Here is an 18,881-nt window from a genome sequence, read left to right on the forward strand (position 1 = left end):
ATGGTTGCACAGCCCTCGTCTACCCCGGGTACGGCGGATTCCGCAGGGCCAGCTCCCGGACCTCCGCCGCGACCGTGTCCACCTCCCCCGGCTCGCGCACCGCCGCGCCGAACAGAGCCGCGATCCGCGCCATGTCCCCCTCGTCCATCCCCTGCGTGGTGACGGCGGCCGTCCCCAGCCGGATGCCCCGGGCGTCCCCGTACGGCAGCGCACAGGTGTCCAGCACCATCCCGGCGGCGGCCAGCCGCTCGCGGGCGGTGCGGCCGTCGACACCCAGCGGGGCCGGGTCCGCGACGATGATGTGGGTGTCCGTGCCGCCCGTGGTCACCTCGAACCCCTCGGCCTCCAGACCGGCGGCGAGCACCCGGGCATGGGCGACGACCTGGTGCGCGTAGAGCGTGTACGCCGGTGTTCCGGCCTCCCCGAACGCGACCGCCTTCGCCGCCACCGTGTGCATCTGCGCCCCGCCCTGGGTGAACGGGAACACCGCCCGGTCGATCCGCTCGGCCAGCTCCGCGCCGCACAGGATCATCCCGCCGCGCGGACCGCGCAGCACCTTGTGCGTGGTGGCGCAGACGACGTCCGCGTACGGCACCGGGTTCGGCGCCGCTCCCCCGGCGATCAGCCCCATCGGGTGGGCCGCGTCGACGATCAGATACGCGCCCACCTCGTCCGCGATCTCCCGGAACGCCTCGTAGTCCGGGTGGCGCGGGTAGGAGATCGAGCCGCACACGATCGCCTTGGGGCGGCGGGCGCGGGCCAGGGCGCGCAGCCGGGTGTGGTCGATGAGCCCGGTCACCGGGTCCACCCCGTACCCGACGAAGTCGAACCAGCGGCCGGAGAAGTTGCCCGGCGCCCCGTGGGTGAGGTGTCCCCCGTACGGGAGCCCCATCGCGAGCACCGTGTCGCCCGGGCGCAGCAGCGCGGCGTAGGCGGCGAGGACGGCCGAGGAGCCCGAGTGCGGCTGGACGTTGGCGTGTTCGGCGCCGAAGAGGGCGGTGGCCCGGCGGACGGCGATGCGTTCGGCGGCGTCCGCGTACGCGCAGCCGCCGTGGTGGCGGGCGCCCGGGTACCCCTCGGCGTACTTGTTGGCGAGCGGGGAGCCGAGGGCGGCCAGCACCGCGGGCGAGGTGAAGTTCTCGGCGGCGATCAGCTGGAGCGTGGTGGCCTGCCGGCCCCGCTCGGCGAGCAGGACCCCGGCGATCTCCGGGTCCTGGCTGAGCAGGGCGCCGAAGTCCTGGGGCAGGGACTCGGGCGCGGTCGGCGCGGGTACGGAGGCGGCGGCGGGAGAGGTGACCGGCATGGGACGGCTCCGGGCCTGGAGGTGGGTGCGCCGGCGAGGGGTGCCGGTGTCAGCTCCAATGTAGGCCGGGCCGGGTCGGCGTGCCCGCTGTCGGCCCCTCCCGTACGCCGGTCGGCGCACCGGCGGGGGCAGGGGTGTGGGGCGCGTGCGGCGGTGGCTCGGCGGGGTGCGTACGCCGTCGGTACGGCTCGCGGTGCCGTCGGGCGGGGGCGTGGAACCGGCGACCCGGAGCGCGGAACCGGTGGCTCCGAGCGCGTGCGCCGTCGCATGGACGGCGGCCGTCAGCTGCTCGGGGCCCGTACGCCCGTCAGTGCCGTGACCACCGGGTCGAGTGCCTGGTTGATCTCGTCGCCGATGGAGCGGAAGAAGGTGATGGGCGCGCCGTAGGGGTCGTAGACCTCGTCCGCCTCGGCGGTGGGGGCCAGCAGCCAGCCGCGCAGGGCGGCCGCGGCGCGGACCAGGGCGCGGGCGCGTTCGACGACGCCCTCGTCGCGCGGGTCGGGCAGGGTGGCCGGGTCTATCGCCCGGACCAGCCGGGTGAACTCCTTGAGCGTGAAGGTGCGCAGGCCCGCGGAGTGGCCCATGGAGATGACCTGGGCGCGGTGGTCGCGGGTGGCGGTGAGGACCAGGTCGGCGCGGATCACGTGCTCGTCGAGCAGTTCGCGGCCGACGAAGCCGCTGGCGTCCGCGCCGAAGTCCGCGAGGACGATCTCGGCGTTGGCCTCCATGGGGGCGCCCTCGTGGCCCCAGGTGCCCGCGCTCTCCACGATCAGGCCGCCGCTCAGCGGGTCGCCGAGGCGGTCCATCAGGGCATGGCGGGTCAGCCGCTCGGTGATGGGCGAGCGGCAGACGTTGCCGGTGCTGACGTGGAGGATGCGGAAGGTGTCGGTCCGCCCCGCTATGCCACGCCCCTCGGGGGCGGTCAATTGGCCACCTCGAGGTCGGGGACCACCTTGCGCAGCTCCTCGACGGAGAGCGCTCCGGCCCGCAGGAGGACCGGGGTGGCGCCGGTGACGTCGACGATCGAGGAGGGCACGATGCCGGGCGTCGGGCCGCCGTCGAGGTAGACGGAGACGGAGTCACCGAGCATGCCCTGGGCCGCGTCGCAGTCCTCCGGCGCCGGGTGTCCGGTGAGGTTGGCGCTGGAGACGGCCATCGGGCCGACCTCGGTCAGCAGCTCGATGGCGACCGGGTGCAGCGGCATCCGGATGGCGACCGTGCCCCGGGTGTCCCCCAGGTCCCACTGGAGGGAGGGCTGGTGCCGGGCGACCAGGGTGAGCGCGCCGGGCCAGAAGGCGTCGACCAGCTCCCAGGCCTGCTCGGAGAAGTCGGTGACCAGGCCGTGCAGGGTGTTCGGGGAGCCGATGAGGACCGGGGTGGGCATGTTGCGGCCGCGGCCCTTGGCGTCCAGCAGGTCCGCGACGCCCTCCGCGCTGAAGGCGTCCGCCCCGATCCCGTACACCGTGTCGGTGGGCAGCACGACCAGTTCGCCGCGGCGGATCGCGGAGGCGGCCTCGCGCAGCCCGCTGGTCCGGTCGGTGGCGTCGTTGCAGTCGTATCGCCGTGCCATCAGCCGGCCTCCTCGAGCGTGTACGGGTACGGGGTGCGGTGCCGGGGGCCCGTCACGGCGTGGCCTTGCGGGCGGTGGCGAACCGGGGGCGGTTGTTGAGGTCGGGGTGGTCGGCCGCGTCGGCCCAGCCCCGCTCCTCGGTGAAGATCCACGGCACCTGGCCGCCCTGGGTGTCGGCGTGCTCGATGACGACGAGGCCGCCGGGGCGGAGCAGCCGGTGGGCGGTGCGTTCGATGCCGCGGATGGTGTCGAGGCCGTCCTCGCCGGAGAAGAGGGCCATCTCCGGGTCGTGGTCGCGGGCCTCGGGGGCGACGTACTCCCATTCGGTGAGCGGGATGTACGGCGGGTTGGAGATCACCAGGTCAACCTGGCCGTCGAGCTCCGGGAGGGCGCTCAGGGCGTCTCCCTGGTGGACGGTGACCCTGGACCCCTCGGCGTTCTTCCGCGTCCACCTGAGGGCGTCCTCGGACAGCTCCACGGCGTGCACGCGCGAGCGCGGGACCTCCTGCGCCATGGCGAGCGCGATGGCGCCCGATCCGGTGCACAGGTCGACGACGACGGGCTCGACGACATCCATCGCACGGACGGCGTCTATGGCCCAGCCGACGACCGATTCGGTCTCCGGGCGGGGCACGAAGACACCGGGTCCGACCTGGAGTTCCAGATAGCGGAAGAAGGCGCGGCCGGTGATGTGCTGGAGCGGTTCGCGGGCCTCGCGGCGGGCGATCGTCTCCCAGTACCGGGCGTCGAAGTCGCCGTCGGGGACGGCGTGCAGCTCGCCCCGCTTCACCCCGTGGACGAAGGCGGCGAGTTCCTCGGCGTCGAATCGCGGTGAGGGGACACCGGCGTCGGCCAGCCGCTGGGTGGCCTGGGCCACCTCGGCGAGCAGCAGGTTCATCGCGGTTCTCCGTACGGGTTACGGGGTGTGCGGGGCGGGCGGTGCGCTCACGCGTTGGCGAGCTTGGCGGCGGAGTCGGCGTCGACGCACGCCTGGATCACTGCGTCCAGGTCGCCGTCGAGGACCTGGTCCAAGTTGTACGCCTTGAAGCCGACGCGGTGGTCCGAGATGCGGTTCTCCGGGAAGTTGTACGTACGGATCTTCTCGGAGCGGTCGACCGTACGGACCTGGCTGCGGCGCACGTCGGAGGCCTCCTGCTCGGCGGCCTCCTGGGCGGCGGCCAGCAGCCGGGAGCGCAGGATACGCATGGCCTGCTCCTTGTTCTGGAGCTGGCTCTTCTCGTTCTGGCAGGAGGCGACGACACCGGTCGGCAGGTGCGTGATGCGGACGGCGGAGTCGGTCGTGTTGACGGACTGGCCGCCGGGTCCTGAGGAGCGGTAGACGTCGATACGGAGATCGTTGGCGTGGATCTCGACATCGACCTCCTCGGCCTCGGGGGTGACGAGCACGCCCGCGGCGGAGGTGTGGATGCGGCCCTGGGACTCGGTGGAGGGCACGCGCTGCACGCGGTGCACGCCGCCCTCGTACTTCATCCGGGCCCAGACGCCCTGGCCGGGCTCGGTGGCGCCGTTGCCGCCCTTGGTCTTCACCGCGACCTGGACGTCCTTGTAGCCGCCCAGCTCGGACTCGGTGGAGTCGATGATCTCGGTCTTCCAGCCGACGCGCTCGGCGTACCGCAGATACATGCGCAGGAGGTCGCCGGCGAAGAGGGCGGACTCGTCGCCGCCCGCGCCCGCCTTGATCTCCAGGAGCACGTCCTTGTCGTCGCTGGGGTCGCGCGGGACGAGGAGGAGGCGGAGCTTCTCCGTGATCTCCTCGCGCTGCTTCTCCAGCTCCTTGACCTCGGCGGCGAAGTCGGGGTCGTCCGCGGCGAACTCGCGGGCGGTCTCGATGTCCTCGCCGGTCTGCTTCCAGGCCCGGTACGTGGAGACGATCGGGGTCAGCTCCGCGTAGCGCTTGTTCAGCTTGCGCGCGTTGGCCTGGTCGGCGTGGACCGACGGGTCGGCGAGCTTCTTCTCGAGATCGGCGTGCTCACCGATCAGTTCCTCGACCGCCTCGAACATGCGGGGGCTCCTGGTTGGTCTGAGATCTGCGGGCCTGCTGGAGGGCGTGACTGCCCGGTGGGGTGTCCGGCGGGTCTCCCCCGGACACCCGACCGGAAAAAACGCCGGTTCCGACGCCCCCGGGAAGAGGGCGCCAGGAACCGGCGCAGTGGCTCGCTACTTGCTGGCGGAGCCGGCAGCCTTGCCGAAGCGGGCCTCGAAGCGGGCCACGCGGCCGCCGGTGTCGAGGATCTTCTGCTTGCCCGTGTAGAACGGGTGGCACTCGGAGCAGACGTCGGCACGGATGGTGCCGCCGTCGATGGTGCTCCGGGTGGTGAACGACGCACCGCAGGTGCAGCTGACCTGCGTCTCGACGTACTCGGGGTGGATGTCGCGCTTCAAGGTGTCTCCTAGTTTCGGGAGGGCGCCGGGTCGTCCGCGCGGATTTGCGCGGCCGTGAACCGGGGCCGACGTACCAGTCTGCCAGGACCGGCCGTATCTCCCAAAACCGGGGGCGGGCCGCAGGTATTCCCGGGCCTCTCCGCCCGGTGCCCCTCAGCGCACCACCTGTCCGGCCTCGCCCTTGTCCCCGGCGGACTTCTCGGTGGCGGAGGCGGGGATCGGCCGGTCCTGCTTCAGCGCGGCCCACACCTGCTTGCCCGCCTCCTCCTGCGGGAGGACCCGGTTCGGGTCGGCCGGGTCGTACTCCACCGGCAGCGTCACCATCCGCACGTTCTCCGCGCCGAGCCCCTTGAGGCCGTTCGCGAAGCCGGTGAGCTTCTTGACCGAGCCGAGGCCGGAGTCGGTGGTGAGCGCCTTGGTGGCGGCGTCCGCGAGGCCGAAGAGCTTCTGCGGGCTGGAGAAGATCCCGACGCTCTCCGCCTGCTTGATGAGCGCCTTGATGAACGCCTGCTGGAGCTGGATGCGGCCGAGGTCGCTGCCGTCGCCGACGCTCTTGCGGGTGCGGACGAGGCCGAGGGACTCCTCGCCGTCCAGGGTGTGGGTGCCCGGCTCCAGGTCGAGATGGCTCTTGGAGTCGTTGATCGCGGTGTTCGTCGTGATCTCGACGCCGCCCAGTTCGTCGATGAGCTTCTTGAAGCCGGTGAAGTCGACCTCGACGTAGTGGTCCATGCGGATGCCGGACATCGACTCGACGGTCTTCACCGCGCAGGCCGGTCCGCCGACCTCGTACGCCGTGTTGAACATGGCCCGGTGGGCGGCCGGGACCGCCTCGCCCGTGGTGTCGCTCTCGCAGGCGGGGCGCTCGACCAGGGTGTCGCGCGGTATCGAGACGACGCTCGCGGACTGGTGGCCCTTGTCGACGTGGACCACCATCGCGGTGTCGGAGCGGGCGCCGCCCTCGTCGGAGCCGTACTCCCCGTTGTCGCCGGAGCGCGAGTCGGAGCCCAGCACCAGGATGTCCTGCGAGCCGTCGTCCACGTCGTCGGGGCGGTCGGTGCCGAGCTTGGCATCGATGTCGACGCTGGAGAGGTTCCCGTCGAGCGTGACGTACGCGTATCCGAGCCCGGCCCCGCCGAGGACCACCGCCCCCGCCACCGTCCAGGCCGCGACGACCTTGGCCCGGTGGCGCCCGGTGGGCTTCTTCCGGCGGGTGCCGGTGCCGCGTATCCGCCCCGGGGTCTTCCTCTGCTCGCTCACGCGTCTCCCTCGTCCGGCGTCCACTGCTCCTCGCCCCCGGCCGCGACGGTTCGACGGTTCCGGGAGGGTTTGTCATCTCTTGATCAGACGGCGAAGCAGCAAGAAGGGTTGCACAGCGTGCTGTGGGATCCCGGTGGGCGCGGAGGGGCGCGCGAGCGGCGGCGTACGGCCCGCGATCCGGCGTTCACCTGCGGTTTACCGCGCCGGGGACGGAGGGGCGGGGGCGCGGCGCGACGGCCCGGCGTGTGGCAAAGGTCTCGGGCGGCGTACGGGGGCGGGGCGCCGGTTCCGCACGCGTACGGGAAGGGGCTCGGCCGTGGTCGTACGGCCGCGCACGGGCCGGACCCGGCCACGGGACGCGAGGACTCCACCCCCGGAACGCACGAGGGCCCCGTCACCGGAGTGACGGGACCCTCGTGCTCAACTGCCGTACCGGGGTCAGTCGTTGCCGTTTCCGGCGCCCGGCGTGGTCTTCTGGATCTGGAGCAGGAACTCCGCGTTGGACTGGGTCTTCTTCATCCGGTCCAGGAGCAGCTCGATGGCCTGCTGCTGGTCGAGCGCGTGGAGCACCCGGCGCAGCTTCCAGACGACGGCCAGCTCGTCGGTGCCGAGCAGGATCTCTTCCTTGCGGGTGGAGGACGCGTCGACGTCCACCGCCGGGAAGATGCGCTTGTCCGAGAGCTTCCGGTCGAGCTTCAGCTCCATGTTGCCGGTGCCCTTGAACTCCTCGAAGATCACCTCGTCCATGCGCGAGCCGGTCTCGACGAGCGCGGTGGCCAGGATGGTCAGCGAGCCGCCGTCCTCGATGTTGCGCGCGGCACCGAAGAAGCGCTTCGGCGGGTAGAGCGCGGTCGAGTCGACACCACCGGAGAGAATGCGGCCGGAGGCGGGCGCCGCGAGGTTGTACGCGCGGCCCAGACGGGTGATCGAGTCGAGCAGGACGACCACGTCGTGGCCCAGCTCCACCAGGCGCTTGGCGCGCTCGATGGCCAGCTCCGCGACGGTGGTGTGGTCCTCGGCGGGGCGGTCGAAGGTCGAGGAGATGACCTCGCCCTTCACCGACCGCTGCATGTCGGTGACCTCTTCCGGACGCTCGTCGACCAGGACGACCATCAGGTGGCACTCGGGGCTGTTGACCGTGATCGCGTTGGCGATGGCCTGCAGGATCATCGTCTTGCCGGTCTTCGGCGGGGCGACGATGAGTCCGCGCTGGCCCTTGCCGATCGGGGCGACCAGGTCGATGATCCGCGTGGTCAGGACGTTGGAGTCGGTCTCCAGGCGGAGCCGGTCCTGCGGGTAGAGCGGGGTCAGCTTCTGGAACTCGGGGCGGCCGCGGCCGGACTCCGGCGCCATGCCGTTGACCGAGTCGAGGCGGACCAGCGCGTTGAACTTCTCGCGCCGCTCGCCGTCCTTGGGCTGGCGGACCGCACCGGTGACGTGGTCACCCTTGCGCAGGCCGTTCTTGCGGACCTGGGCGAGCGAGACGTACACGTCGTTCGGGCCCGGGAGGTAGCCGGAGGTCCGGATGAACGCGTAGTTGTCGAGGATGTCCAGGATGCCCGCGACGGGGATCAGGACGTCGTCGTCGGCCACCTGCACATCGCCGGCGAAGTCGTCGCGGCCACGGCGGCCACGGCGGTCGCGGTAGCGGCCACGGCGGCCACGGCGGCCGCCCGCCTCGTCGTCGAAGTCGTCCTGCGGGCCGTTGTCCCGGTTCTGCTGGCCCTGACCGCCCTGGCCCTGGCGCTGCTGACGCTGTCCGCCGCCGCCCTGCTGGCCCTGGTCGTCGCCCTTGCCCCGGCGGTCGCGCTGGCGCTCACGGCGGCCCTCGCGGTCGCCGCGCTCGCCCCGGTCCCGGCCCTGACGGTCGCCGCGGCGGCCCTCGGCGGTGTCGGTGGCGGCCTCGGCCTTGGCGTCGCCCTTGGGCTCGGCGCGCTCCTCGGTCTTCAGCTCGGTCTGCGCCTCCGCCTTGACCTCGGTCTTCGCCTCGGTCTTGGTGTCGGGGCTGCCCGCCTGCGCGGTGGCACGGCGGCGACGGCGCTCGCCCGCGGGCTGATCGTCGCTGGCCGGCTGGCCGGGGATGTCGATCTGCTGCTGGGCCGCGGGCTTCTCGGCGGCGGCCTCGTCCCCGGTGCGGGCCTTGGAGGTGGCGCGCCGCTTGGGCTTGCTCTCCGCCTCGGCGGCGGGGGCCTCGGCGGCCTTGGAGGAGGCCTTGGGGGCGGCGGCTCCGCCGCCGGCCTGCGCCTCCTTGATGACCTCGATCAGCTGGCTCTTGCGCATCCGCGCGGTACCCCTGATGCCGAGGCCGGACGCGACCTGCTGCAGCTCGGCCAGGACCATGCCCTCGAGGCCGGTGCCGGAGCGGCGGCGCCGTGCGGTGGTGCCAGTGGCAGCACCTTCGGCGGGCGCGGCGCTGTCGACGTTCTTGTCGGCAGTCACGCCCATCAGATCGGTGGTGTCGCTCACGAAGGGTCCTTCCCTGGAGCGGACGTCGGCCTTCTGGCTCGGCGACCGGTTGTGCTGTCCGACTGCGGTCTGTCGATCTTGCTGGATCGCGGACCTTGCCGGGGCGGTGGTCCGCCGGGTACGGCGGAGAGATGAACGTGCGGGGTCCGGCGCGAGATCCCCCTGCTCGGCCCACTCCTGGACGAGCGAGGGGTGTCGTGCCGGTTCCGGAGCGTGCTCGAAACTGCTCAGGCAGGCTGCTCAGGCAGTTGGGGAGGCTCCCGGAAGAATGGTGGTCCCGGAGGGGGACACGAAGCAACGCGCCTCAAAGACGTCGGTTGCAGACTTGAGGTTAACACTACCGGCTCCAACAAACATTCCCCCTCTCGGCCACCGGTAATCACCTGCGGTTACACGGCCAGCGGCAGCACGGTGGCGCCCGAGGCGTCGAGGGCCAGCCGGTTCGCGGCCCAGCCCTCCCCCGCCAGCCGGGCGACCTTGTCGGCGGAACCCTCCTCCGCCAGCGCGAGCACCGTGGGGCCCGCGCCGGAGATGACCGCGGGCACGCCGTCGGCGCGCAGGCGGTGCACCAGCTCGACGCTGTCGGGCATCGCGGGGCCCCGGTACTCCTGGTGGAGCCGGTCCTCGGTGGCGGCGAGCAGCAGCTCGGGGCGCCTGGTCAGCGCCTCGACCAGCAGGGCGGCCCGGCCCGCGTTGAGGGCGGCGTCGACGTGCGGGACGGTGCGCGGGAGCAGTCCGCGCGCCGTCTCGGTGAGCACGGGCCGGCCGGGCACGAAGACCACCGGAACGACGGATTCCGCAGGGTCCATCCGGATCGCCCGGGCCGATCCGCCGTCCATCCACGCCAGGGTGAACCCGCCGAGCAGACAGGCCGCGACGTTGTCGGGGTGGCCCTCGATCTCGGTGGCCAGCTCCAGCAGGGCCGCGTCGTCGAGCCGGGCGTCACCGCCGGTCGTCACGGCGCGGGCCGCGACGATTCCGGCGCAGATGGCGGCGGAGGAGGAGCCGAGGCCGCGGCCGTGCGGGATGCGGTTGGCGCAGACGATCTCCAGGCCGCGGGGCTGGCCGCCGAGCAGATCGAAGGCGGTGCGCAGGGAGCGTACGAGCAGGTGGCTCTCGTCACGGGGCAGCGTCTCGCTGCCCTCACCTGCGATGTCGATGTGCAGCCCGGAGTCGGCGACCCGGACGACGACGTCGTCGTACAACCCCAGCGAGAGGCCGAGGGCGTCGAAACCCGGACCCAGATTGGCGCTGGTTGCGGGGACGCGCACCCTGACGGCGGCGGCTCGGAACGCGGGACCGGCCATCGGTTGGACGACTCCTTGTAAGGCGGCGGGGATTGCGGTGCGGTGGCTCTGCGGCGTGGGGGGCTGTGCGTGTGGGGGCTGGGCGATGGAAGGGGTACGGGGATGGGCCGGTGGCCCGGCCCGTACGCGCCGTCACGACGGCGCTCGCGCCGCGGCAGACCCTACGGGCGGATGTCGGGCGGATGGAGTACAGCTTATCGAAGGAAGGTTCTGTCGCGACATAGGGCGCACAGGAGGCGCACGGTGCGTGTCGCCCGCCTCCTATGCGCTCTCCGCCCCGAAAAGAGGGTGGTTGAGCTGGGTTGTCGCGGTTGACGGTCGGTACGGGGCGGGTTGACGGGAACGTGTCGGCGGGGCCGCGCCGGGGGCGACCGGACCGTGCACGCGGGCCGTCCGGACCGCGCGGACCGGACCCTGCGCACCGGGCGGCTCAGGATGCGCGGCCGGGTGGGCCCGGGCCGCGTGAGGCGGACCATGCACGCCGGGCCGCCCGGGCCGCGTGAGGCGGACCATGCACGCCGGGTCGCCCGGGCCGCGTACGCCTGCCCATGCGGACCGGGCCCACCCGGCCGCGTACGCCGGGCTGTCCATCCGTACGAACCGGAGCCGGGTTTCACCGAACGGTCAGGGCCGGGTGGCGGCGGAGGAGGCGTCCGGGCCGGGGCGGGCCGTCGGCTCGATGCCCCGCCCCGCCCTCCCCCACTCTCCGGAGTGCCGACCGGCGCACCGCGTCAGACGAGGCCGAGCTTCTGCGCCGCGGTGGCCGCGTCGACCGGGACCGTGACCGGCTGCGGGGCGCCCGCGACGGCCCAGTCCGGGTCCTTGAGGCCGTTGCCGGTGACCGTGCAGACGATGCGCTGGCCGGGGTCGACCTTGCCCTCCTCGGCGGCCTTGAGCAGACCGGCGACGGACGCGGCCGACGCGGGCTCGACGAAGACACCCTCCTGGGAGGCCAACAGCCGGTAGGCGGAAAGGATCTGCCGATCCGTCACCTCGTCAATGAAGCCGCCCGACTCGTCCCGGGCGGCCAGGGCGAAGTCCCAGGAGGCCGGGTTGCCGATGCGGATCGCGGTGGCGATGGTGGACGGGTCCTTGACGACCTCGCCGCGCACGAGGGGCGCGGAACCGGAGGCCTGGAAGCCCCACATGCGCGGGGTGTGCGTGGCGACGCCGTCGCCGGCGTACTCGCCGTACCCCTTCCAGTACGCGGTGATGTTGCCCGCGTTGCCGACCGGCAGGACGTGGATGTCGGGAGCGTCGCCGAGCGCGTCGACGATCTCGAACGCGGCGGTCTTCTGGCCCTCGATACGGACCGGGTTGACCGAATTGACCAGCGCCACCGGGTAGTTGTCCGAGAGCGAGCGGGCCAGGGTCAGGCAGTCGTCGAAGTTGCCGTCGACCTGGAGGATCTTGGCGCCGTGGACGAGCGCCTGGCCCATCTTGCCCAGCGCGATCTTGCCCTGCGGTACGAGGACGGCGCAGACCATGCCCGCGCGGACCGCGTACGCGGCGGCGGAGGCCGAGGTGTTGCCGGTGGAGGCGCAGATGACGGCCTTGGCGCCCTCCTCCTTGGCCCGGGTGATGGCCATGGTCATGCCGCGGTCCTTGAACGAACCGGTGGGGTTGGCGCCCTCGACCTTGAGGTGCACCTCGCAGCCCGTGCGCTCGGAGAGGACCTGCGCCGGAACGAGCGGCGTACCGCCCTCACGAAGCGTGACGACCGGCGTCGTCGCCGTGACCGGAAGCCGGTCCCGGTACTCCTCGATGATGCCGCGCCACTGGTGGGTGCCCTTGCTGGTCATGGGTCCTTTACTCCCCTTCAACACGCATGATGCTGGCGACACCGCGCACGGTGTCGAGCTTGCGCAGCGCTTCGACGGTCCCGGAGAGGGCGGCGTCGGGCGCGCGGTGGGTGACGACGACGAGCGATGCCTCGCCGTCCTTGCCCTGCTGGCGCACCGTATCGATGGATACGCCCTGCTCGGCGAAGACCGTCGCGACCTGGGCGAGGACGCCCGGCTTGTCGGCCACGTCGAGGCTGATGTGGTAGCGCGTGACGACCTCGCCCATGGGGCTGACCGGCAGGCGCGTGTAGGCGGACTCACCGGGTCCGGTGGCCTCGCCCAGCTTGTTGCGGCAGACCGCGACCAGGTCCCCGAGGACCGCGGAGGCGGTCGGGGAGCCGCCGGCGCCGGGGCCGTAGAACATCAGCTGTCCGGCGGCCTCGGCCTCGACGAACACCGCGTTGTACGCCTCGCGGACGGAGGCCAGCGGGTGGCTGAGCGGGATCATCGCGGGGTGGACGCGGGCGGTCACGGACCGGCCGTCGGCGGCGCGCTCGCAGATGGCGAGCAGTTTGACCGTGCACCCCATGCGGCGGGCGGAGGCGATGTCGGCGGCGGTGACCTCGGTGATGCCCTCGCGGTGGACGTCACCGATCTTCACGCGGGTGTGGAAGGCGATCCCGGCGAGGATCGCGGCCTTGGCGGCGGCGTCGAAGCCCTCGACGTCGGCGGTCGGGTCGGCCTCGGCGTACCCGAGGGCGGTGGCCTCGTCGAGCGCCTCGGAGTAGCCCGCGCCGCTGGTGTCCATCTTGTCGAGGATGAAGTTGGTGGTGCCGTTGACGATGCCGAGCACCCGGTTGACCTTGTCACCGGCCAGGGACTCGCGCAGCGGCCTTACCAACGGAATGGCACCCGCGACGGCGGCCTCGTAGTACAGATCGCGGCCGTACTTCTCTGCGGCGGCGTGCAGGGCGGCGCCGTCCTCGGCGAGGAGCGCCTTGTTGGCGGAGACGACGCTCGCGCCGTTCTCGAAGGCGGTGGTGATGAGCGTACGGGCGGGCTCGATGCCCCCGATGACCTCGACGACCACGTCGATGTCGCCGCGCCGCACGAGGGCGGTGGCGTCGGTGGTGACCAGTGCGGGGTCGATGCCCTCACGCACCTTGGAGGGGCGGCGGACGGCCACACCGACCAGCTCGACGGGTGCGCCGATGCGCGCCGCGAGGTCGTCGGCGTGCGTCGTCATGATGCGCGCCACCTCTGAGCCGACCACTCCACAGCCCAGCAGCGCCACCTTCAGCGGACGCGTACGCATCATCCGACCTCGTTTCTGTACATGCACATGTGTGGACCAGTCTCACTCACCGGACGGGGGTTTCTGACCCCCGTCCGGATCCTGAGATGACTATTTCATCAGCCGACATCGAGACGCAGGAGATCTTCCTCCGTCTCGCGCCGGACGATCACGCGCGCCTCGCCGTCCCGGACGGCGACGACCGGGGGGCGCAGGGCGTGGTTGTAGTTGCTCGCCATGGAGCGGCAGTACGCGCCGGTGGCGGGGACCGCGATCAGGTCCCCGGGTGCCAGGTCGGCGGGGAGGAACGCGTCCTTGACCACGATGTCCCCGCTCTCGCAGTGCTTGCCGACGACCCGGACGAGCATCGGCTCGGCATCCGAGGTGCGCGAGACGAGCGCCACGCTGTACTCGGCGTCGTACAGCGCGGTACGAATATTGTCCGACATTCCGCCGTCGACGCTGACATACGTCCGCAGCCCTTCGAGGGGCTTGATCGTGCCGACCTCGTACAGCGTGAACGCGGTGGGTCCGACGATGGCCCGCCCCGGCTCGACGGAGATGCGGGGCGTACGGAGCTTCGCGGCCTCGCACTCGCGGGTGACGATGTCGCTGAGCGCCTTGGCGATCTCGTGCGGCTCGCGGGGGTCGTCCTCCGAGGTGTACGCGATACCGAGGCCGCCGCCGAGGTCGATCTCGGGCAGCTCGACGCCGTGCTCGTCGCGGACCTCGGCGAGCAGCTGCACCACGCGCCGGGCGGAGACCTCGAAACCGGCCATGTCGAAGATCTGCGAGCCGATGTGCGAGTGGATGCCGACGAGGTCGAGCCCGTCGAGCGAGAGGGCCCGGCGCACGGCCTCGGCGGCCTGCCCGTCCGCCAGCGCGATGCCGAACTTCTGGTCCTCGTGCGCGGTGGCGATGAACTCGTGGGTGTGCGCCTCGACGCCGACGGTCACCCGGATCTGGACGCGCTGGCGGACGCCGTGGCGCTGGGCGATGTGCGCGACCCGGACGATCTCCTGGAAGGAGTCGAGCACGATCCGCCCGACCCCGGCCTCGACGGCGCGCTCGATCTCCGCGACGGTCTTGTTGTTGCCGTGGAAGGCGATGCGCTCGGCGGGCATACCGGCGCCGAGGGCGGTGGTCAGCTCACCGCCGGAGCACACATCGAGATTCAGCCCCTCCTCCTTGAGCCAGCGCACGACGGCGCGGGAGAGGAAGGCCTTCCCGGCGTAGAAGACGTCGGCGTCCGGCCCGAAGGCGTCGGCCCAGGCCCGGCAGCGGGCGCGGAAGTCGCTCTCGTCGAGGAAGTAGGCGGGGGTCCCGAACTCCTCCGCGAGCCGGGCGACGGCGATCCCGCCGACGGTGAGGGCGCCGTCCTCGTCACGGGTGACGGTACGGGCCCAGACCTTCTCGTCCAGGACGTTGAGGTCGGCGGCGGGGGCGGAGTAGTGCCCCTCGGTCAGGACGTCGGCGTGACGGGGACCGGCGGGGTGTGCGGAGCGGCTCATGGTGAGGTCTCTCGGATTCTTCGGATTCGTCAGAGGTGTGCGGGCGCGCTGATACCGAGCAGGGACAGGCCGCCTGCCAGCACCGTCCCGGCGGCTTCGGCGAGGGCCAGCCGGGAGCGGTGGGCGGCCGAGGGTTTCTCGTCACCCATGGGCAGCGGCGGACAGGAGTCGTGGAAGGCGAAGAAGGCGTGCGCAACGGCTTCCAGCTGCCGGGCGACCCGGTCGGGCGCGCGGTGACGGGCTGCGGCGAGGAGGACGCCGGGGTGATCGGCGAGGAGATCGAGGAGGGGACGGGCAGGGGGCTCGCCGTACGAGGCAACGGGCTCGGGGCTTCCGTGGGCGGAGGGCTCCGCGCCTGCTGCGGCGGGCTCGGCGTACGGGGCGGAGCCTACGTACGAGTCGGAATCCCGGCCCGTGCCGGGCCCGGCCGGAGCGACGTCCTCCGGCTCGGAGGCGAACCCCAGAGCCGCGGCGTTACGGGTGAGGGCACGGGTCCTGGCATAGGCGTACCGGACCCGGAAGAGCGGGTTGGCCTCCCCCTGGACGAGCAGGTCGGGGCCGAGAGGGGCCCGGTCGTGCGCGGCGGGCCGCAGCAGCCCCCAGCGGGCGGCATCCGGCCCGAGCCGCTCCAGCAACCCCGCCCCGGTGGCTCCGGCAGGCACGGGCCGGATCACGATGCGCTCCGGCGCACCCGCCCCGTACGCATCCGGCCCGGACACATCCGGCCCGTACGCGTCCGGGCTCGCCCCGAGCCGCTCCCACTCCTCTTCCTCCGCCGCCCCCGCCTCCTCGCAACCGACCCGGACGCGGGCGCCCTGGGCGGCGAGGAGCCGGCGTACGGCATCGGCGGTGACGGCGGCACGGACCTCCCGCGCGTGGTGCAGCCGAAGGGCCTCGCCCCGGAACGCGTCCCCGTGTCCGTAGGCGAGGCCCCGTTCCCGTACGGCGTCGAGAACGGCCCGATCACGGTCGACGGGCGCGTCCAGCGTGAAGCTCAGGAACCCGGGCCCGGTGACCTCGACCCGCCCGATCCCGGGCTCGGCGGCTACCCGCTCGCGCAGGATCCGGGCAACCTCCAGGGCTGGCAGCCCGGCCTCCCCGGCGAGCTGGAGGGCGACCGCACAGGCGTAGTCGCCGCTGCCGCCGGGCCGGGTCCTCTCCACCCGCACGCGCGCGGGCACCGGCGCGCGCAGCACGTCCTCGTCGACCGCGCGGCGCACGGCGTGCAGCACGGTCCGGGAGAGATCGGCGGGGGTCACGGGACAAGCGTATGGGAGGAGGAGGGTCGTTCCGCGACCCGGTTTCGCCATCCGGTCAGCGGGTGGCGCCCGCGCAGGTCAGCGGGTGGCGCCGACGTGGGGCAAGTAGTACGGCCTGCGCGGGCCGGCCGTGGTGGTCCCGGCTGCTCGGTGCATGGTCCGCCCGCCGCTCAACCGGTGGTGGTCCCCGCGCACCCGGCCCCGCTCCGCCCGTCGACCGACGGCCGCTCCTCCCCGGTCGCCAGCCGGTGCACCATCCGCACCAGCTCGCTCGGCTCGAACGGCTTGGCCAGGAACGCGTCGACCCCGGCCGACACACCCGCGTCCACCTCGTACGGCGTGCAGGCGCTGATGACGGCGATGGGCAGATGGCGGGTGCGGGGGTCGGAGCGCAGCCCGGTCGCGGTCTCCAGGCCGCCGAGGCGGGGCATCACGACATCGAGGGTGACCACATCGGGACGGATCCGGTGGACCAGGTCCAGGCACTCGACACCATCGGCCGCGGTCACGACCTCGAAGCCCTCCAGCTCGAGATTGACCCTGATCAGCTGCCGGATGACCTTGTTGTCGTCGACAACAAGCACGCGGCCGTACGCCCCTGACACCCTTCGAGAGTAGGTCGGCCCCGGTGACCGCGTCCGGCGTTTGCCCACTTCCGCCCCGGACGGGGGACCTGCTGCCACGACGGAATACCTGTTCACGGACACCCGTCGGGAGCTGGTAGTGTTTCACCCGTCGCAGAGCAACACCGCGATACGCCCCCGTAGCTCAGGGGATAGAGCATCGGCCTCCGGAGCCGGGTGCGCAGGTTCGAATCCTGCCGGGGGCACTTCGCAGGAAGTGCCGACAAGACCCCGCCACCAGCGTTCACGCCGGCAGCGGGGTCTTCGCGTATCCGGATCCTTCTCCACCGCTCCGGGCGGCACGAGTGTCATCAGGGGCGGCGCGACAGCCCGGTGATCGGTTCCGGACGGACTGCCACGCCGGGGCGGGACGGCATTCACCCGCGTCCGCACAGCCCCCGGTGGTATTCGAGGTACTCCTGCTCGATGACATGGTCGGCGTGGAGCTTCAGCTGGTTCTCGTCCGTTCTCCAAACAGCTTCGGCAAGGGCGCGGTTGTCGAAAAGACCGATGATCCTGGCCCTGGCGACGAATTTCTTCCCGGCGTAGAAGAGCACTTCGTCGCCGACCTTGCGTCCGGCCAGCGCGGTCACCTTCTCGGATCTCTCCCGAACCGGAGGTGTCGATCCCCAGAGACGTGCGACACCGTCGGGGAAGAGAGCTCTGAGGGCGTTCCCATCGGCTCCCAGGACGGATTCGAGGGCGGAGAGCCGGACTCCGTCCCGTATCGAGTGCCGGAAATGCTGTGGTCCCCTTACCCGCGTCGTGCCGCGCGGCTGGAGAACCCACTGGGCCGACGGTCTCTTCGGTCGGCTGGTGATGCGCTCGCCCTGGCCGTCTCCATACCCACGCCCCTTTCAAGGAGATCGCCAACTGCTTCTATGCTCATGATCTCCAGACTAGCCAGGACGCAACCAACGACACTGCCGAGAGGCAGCCGTCGTGGGGAAAGCCAGGCATCGAGCTGCTCACGGTTCCTCAGCTCGTCGCATCAGCCGACCGCAGGCGGTAGCAGATCGGTCCCTTCAGCCAGTACGTGTCCGCCAAAGTGGCGGCCCGCATGGCAAGCACGCCTCGGCCGGGAACGACCGGCACCGCGTTCAGGACTGCGTGCACACCGTCCTCCCTGGTGGCCAGAAGCAGGGACCTGGCATCGCACACCGCGTCCTCATCGGAGGTGGCCATCCAGTTGTCTGTCCGGGAAACGTATGGAAGGCCCTTGCGCAGCACGTCCGCAGGCGTGACGAAAGGCGATCCGTGTTCCGGCCCGGCGGGTGTGTCCTGGGCGAACGGAACATCGCAGCCTACGGGCAGCGCGCGTGTCGGATTCTCCGTGTGCGAGGTGGCGCATCAGCAACTTCAGCGGCGGACAGGGGGTTGCGTCGATGTGGCCCCCAACCTCCCCCACGTCGTCCCCGTCCGAGACAGCAAGCGCTCTACCGGGCCCGCCATCGCCTTCGGCCACCACGCCTGGCGCGGGTTCGTCAGTGAGCTGCTCTGTCTGACGTTGGGTGCCGTGCATGGCATGCACGATGAAACCCCGCGATCGATCGGCAACCCCGTTGCTAAAGTGAAGCGTTGGCATCGATCAGGGCGGGGGACCCATGACGTTCGACGACGAGTGGGCTGCGCTCAAAGCTGACGCGCAGAACCGGCAGTCAGCGCAGATGAGCCTCAACACCGCCGGGCCCCAGCCAGGCGCGCCAGGGTCCAGAACCGATCCCGACCTCGTGGTCCACCAGGACGACCTCGGGGCGGTCGGAAGTGAGGCATTCCGCGTCCACGGGGAGCTGCGGAAGCGCGCCGACCTCGCGGGGGCTGGTGCCGACAAGTCCGGCGCGGGGACCACCGCTCGGGCGGCGGCGGAGTTGCAGGGCCGGAACTTCAGCGCGGGAAGTGAGCTGTACACCACCCTCGAAGTCTGGACCTCGCAGGTGAAGACGGTTCTCCAGATGTGTGCGCACATCTCCAACCACCTGGACTACTCGAAGAAGTCGGCCGTCAACGACGAGGTGGAGATCGCCGCCACGCTCAAGGGGCGCAACGGCTCCGCCGTACCGGTGTCGGAGCTGCTGAAGTACGTGAAGTGATCAGGGGGGAACGG

At 71.9% G+C, this 18,881-nt stretch carries 18 protein-coding genes and 1 tRNA gene; 3 read left to right on the forward strand and 16 right to left on the reverse strand.

Annotation, left to right across the window (positions count from 1 at the left end; translation table 11 throughout):
* Window positions 1-19: 19 nt before the first annotated feature.
* From DJ476_RS09355 to DJ476_RS09420, 14 genes are all read right to left on the reverse strand, one after another.
* Window positions 20-1,303: a serine hydroxymethyltransferase gene (locus DJ476_RS09355; RefSeq protein WP_112490283.1), complete on the reverse strand. Its 1,284-nt coding sequence runs from the start codon at window positions 1,301-1,303 to the stop codon at window positions 20-22.
* Between the two features lie 281 nt (window positions 1,304-1,584).
* A complete protein-coding gene (locus DJ476_RS09360; protein ID WP_018492182.1) occupies window positions 1,585-2,229 on the reverse strand; it encodes an arsenate reductase/protein-tyrosine-phosphatase family protein in 645 nt (214 codons plus the stop codon).
* The gene (locus tag DJ476_RS09365) at window positions 2,226-2,873 is read right to left on the reverse strand and encodes an L-threonylcarbamoyladenylate synthase (protein WP_018492181.1); all 648 of its coding nucleotides are present in this window, start codon (window positions 2,871-2,873) and stop codon (window positions 2,226-2,228) included. The genes DJ476_RS09360 and DJ476_RS09365 overlap by 4 nt, the downstream gene beginning before the upstream one ends.
* A 52-nt stretch (window positions 2,874-2,925) precedes the next feature.
* Window positions 2,926-3,771, reverse strand: a complete 846-nt coding sequence (prmC, locus tag DJ476_RS09370; RefSeq protein WP_018492180.1) for a peptide chain release factor N(5)-glutamine methyltransferase — start codon at window positions 3,769-3,771, stop codon at window positions 2,926-2,928.
* Between the two features lie 47 nt (window positions 3,772-3,818).
* On the reverse strand, window positions 3,819-4,895 hold the full coding sequence (gene prfA, locus DJ476_RS09375) for a peptide chain release factor 1 (protein WP_070202301.1): 1,077 nt from the start codon (window positions 4,893-4,895) through the stop codon (window positions 3,819-3,821).
* Window positions 4,896-5,051: 156 nt separating this feature from the next.
* Window positions 5,052-5,276, reverse strand: coding sequence for a 50S ribosomal protein L31 (rpmE, locus tag DJ476_RS09380; RefSeq protein WP_019764351.1), 225 nt, complete (start codon window positions 5,274-5,276; stop codon window positions 5,052-5,054).
* 153 nt (window positions 5,277-5,429) lie between these two features.
* Window positions 5,430-6,533 (reverse strand): LCP family protein, encoded by a 1,104-nt coding sequence (locus DJ476_RS09385; RefSeq protein WP_112490284.1) that lies wholly within the window; start codon window positions 6,531-6,533, stop codon window positions 5,430-5,432.
* Window positions 6,534-6,971: 438 nt separating this feature from the next.
* Window positions 6,972-8,999 (reverse strand): transcription termination factor Rho, encoded by a 2,028-nt coding sequence (gene rho / locus DJ476_RS09390; RefSeq protein WP_103417400.1) that lies wholly within the window; start codon window positions 8,997-8,999, stop codon window positions 6,972-6,974.
* 389 nt (window positions 9,000-9,388) lie between these two features.
* Window positions 9,389-10,306: a homoserine kinase gene (thrB, locus tag DJ476_RS09395; protein ID WP_112490285.1), complete on the reverse strand. Its 918-nt coding sequence runs from the start codon at window positions 10,304-10,306 to the stop codon at window positions 9,389-9,391.
* Window positions 10,307-11,037: 731 nt separating this feature from the next.
* On the reverse strand, window positions 11,038-12,108 hold the full coding sequence (thrC, locus tag DJ476_RS09400) for a threonine synthase (RefSeq protein ID WP_103417402.1): 1,071 nt from the start codon (window positions 12,106-12,108) through the stop codon (window positions 11,038-11,040).
* Between the two features lie 7 nt (window positions 12,109-12,115).
* Window positions 12,116-13,405: a homoserine dehydrogenase gene (locus tag DJ476_RS09405; RefSeq protein WP_103417470.1), complete on the reverse strand. Its 1,290-nt coding sequence runs from the start codon at window positions 13,403-13,405 to the stop codon at window positions 12,116-12,118.
* Window positions 13,406-13,503: 98 nt separating this feature from the next.
* Entirely contained in the window at window positions 13,504-14,895 is a 1,392-nt protein-coding gene (gene lysA / locus DJ476_RS09410; RefSeq protein WP_112490286.1) for a diaminopimelate decarboxylase, read from the reverse strand.
* Between the two features lie 29 nt (window positions 14,896-14,924).
* Window positions 14,925-16,154: an ArgS-related anticodon-binding protein NrtL gene (gene nrtL, locus DJ476_RS09415; protein ID WP_112490287.1), complete on the reverse strand. Its 1,230-nt coding sequence runs from the start codon at window positions 16,152-16,154 to the stop codon at window positions 14,925-14,927.
* Window positions 16,155-16,324: 170 nt separating this feature from the next.
* Entirely contained in the window at window positions 16,325-16,738 is a 414-nt protein-coding gene (locus DJ476_RS09420; protein WP_028416372.1) for a response regulator, read from the reverse strand.
* A gap of 173 nt (window positions 16,739-16,911) precedes the next feature.
* Here DJ476_RS09420 and DJ476_RS09425 point away from each other — a divergent pair.
* Window positions 16,912-16,983 (forward strand) — tRNA-Arg (locus tag DJ476_RS09425).
* 171 nt (window positions 16,984-17,154) lie between these two features.
* Here DJ476_RS09425 and DJ476_RS35115 read toward each other — a convergent pair.
* Together DJ476_RS35115 and DJ476_RS09435 are read right to left on the reverse strand one after the other, a co-directional pair.
* The gene (locus tag DJ476_RS35115; protein ID WP_181006462.1) at window positions 17,155-17,370 is read right to left on the reverse strand and encodes a hypothetical protein; all 216 of its coding nucleotides are present in this window, start codon (window positions 17,368-17,370) and stop codon (window positions 17,155-17,157) included.
* Between the two features lie 385 nt (window positions 17,371-17,755).
* Window positions 17,756-17,962, reverse strand: coding sequence for a hypothetical protein (locus DJ476_RS09435; RefSeq protein WP_103417405.1), 207 nt, complete (start codon window positions 17,960-17,962; stop codon window positions 17,756-17,758).
* Window positions 17,963-18,164: 202 nt separating this feature from the next.
* Between DJ476_RS09435 and DJ476_RS09440 the strand changes: the two genes are divergently transcribed.
* Window positions 18,165-18,419 carry a DUF397 domain-containing protein gene (locus DJ476_RS09440; RefSeq protein WP_318294505.1) on the forward strand — a complete coding sequence of 85 codons (255 nt, stop codon included), beginning with the start codon at window positions 18,165-18,167 and terminating at the stop codon, window positions 18,417-18,419.
* A complete protein-coding gene (locus tag DJ476_RS09445; RefSeq protein WP_167480374.1) occupies window positions 18,382-18,867 on the forward strand; it encodes a hypothetical protein in 486 nt (161 codons plus the stop codon). The genes DJ476_RS09440 and DJ476_RS09445 overlap by 38 nt, the downstream gene beginning before the upstream one ends.
* Window positions 18,868-18,881 lie beyond the last annotated feature (14 nt).

This window comes from Streptomyces bacillaris (assembly GCF_003268675.1).
In the GTDB taxonomy this organism is placed as follows: domain Bacteria; phylum Actinomycetota; class Actinomycetes; order Streptomycetales; family Streptomycetaceae; genus Streptomyces; species Streptomyces bacillaris.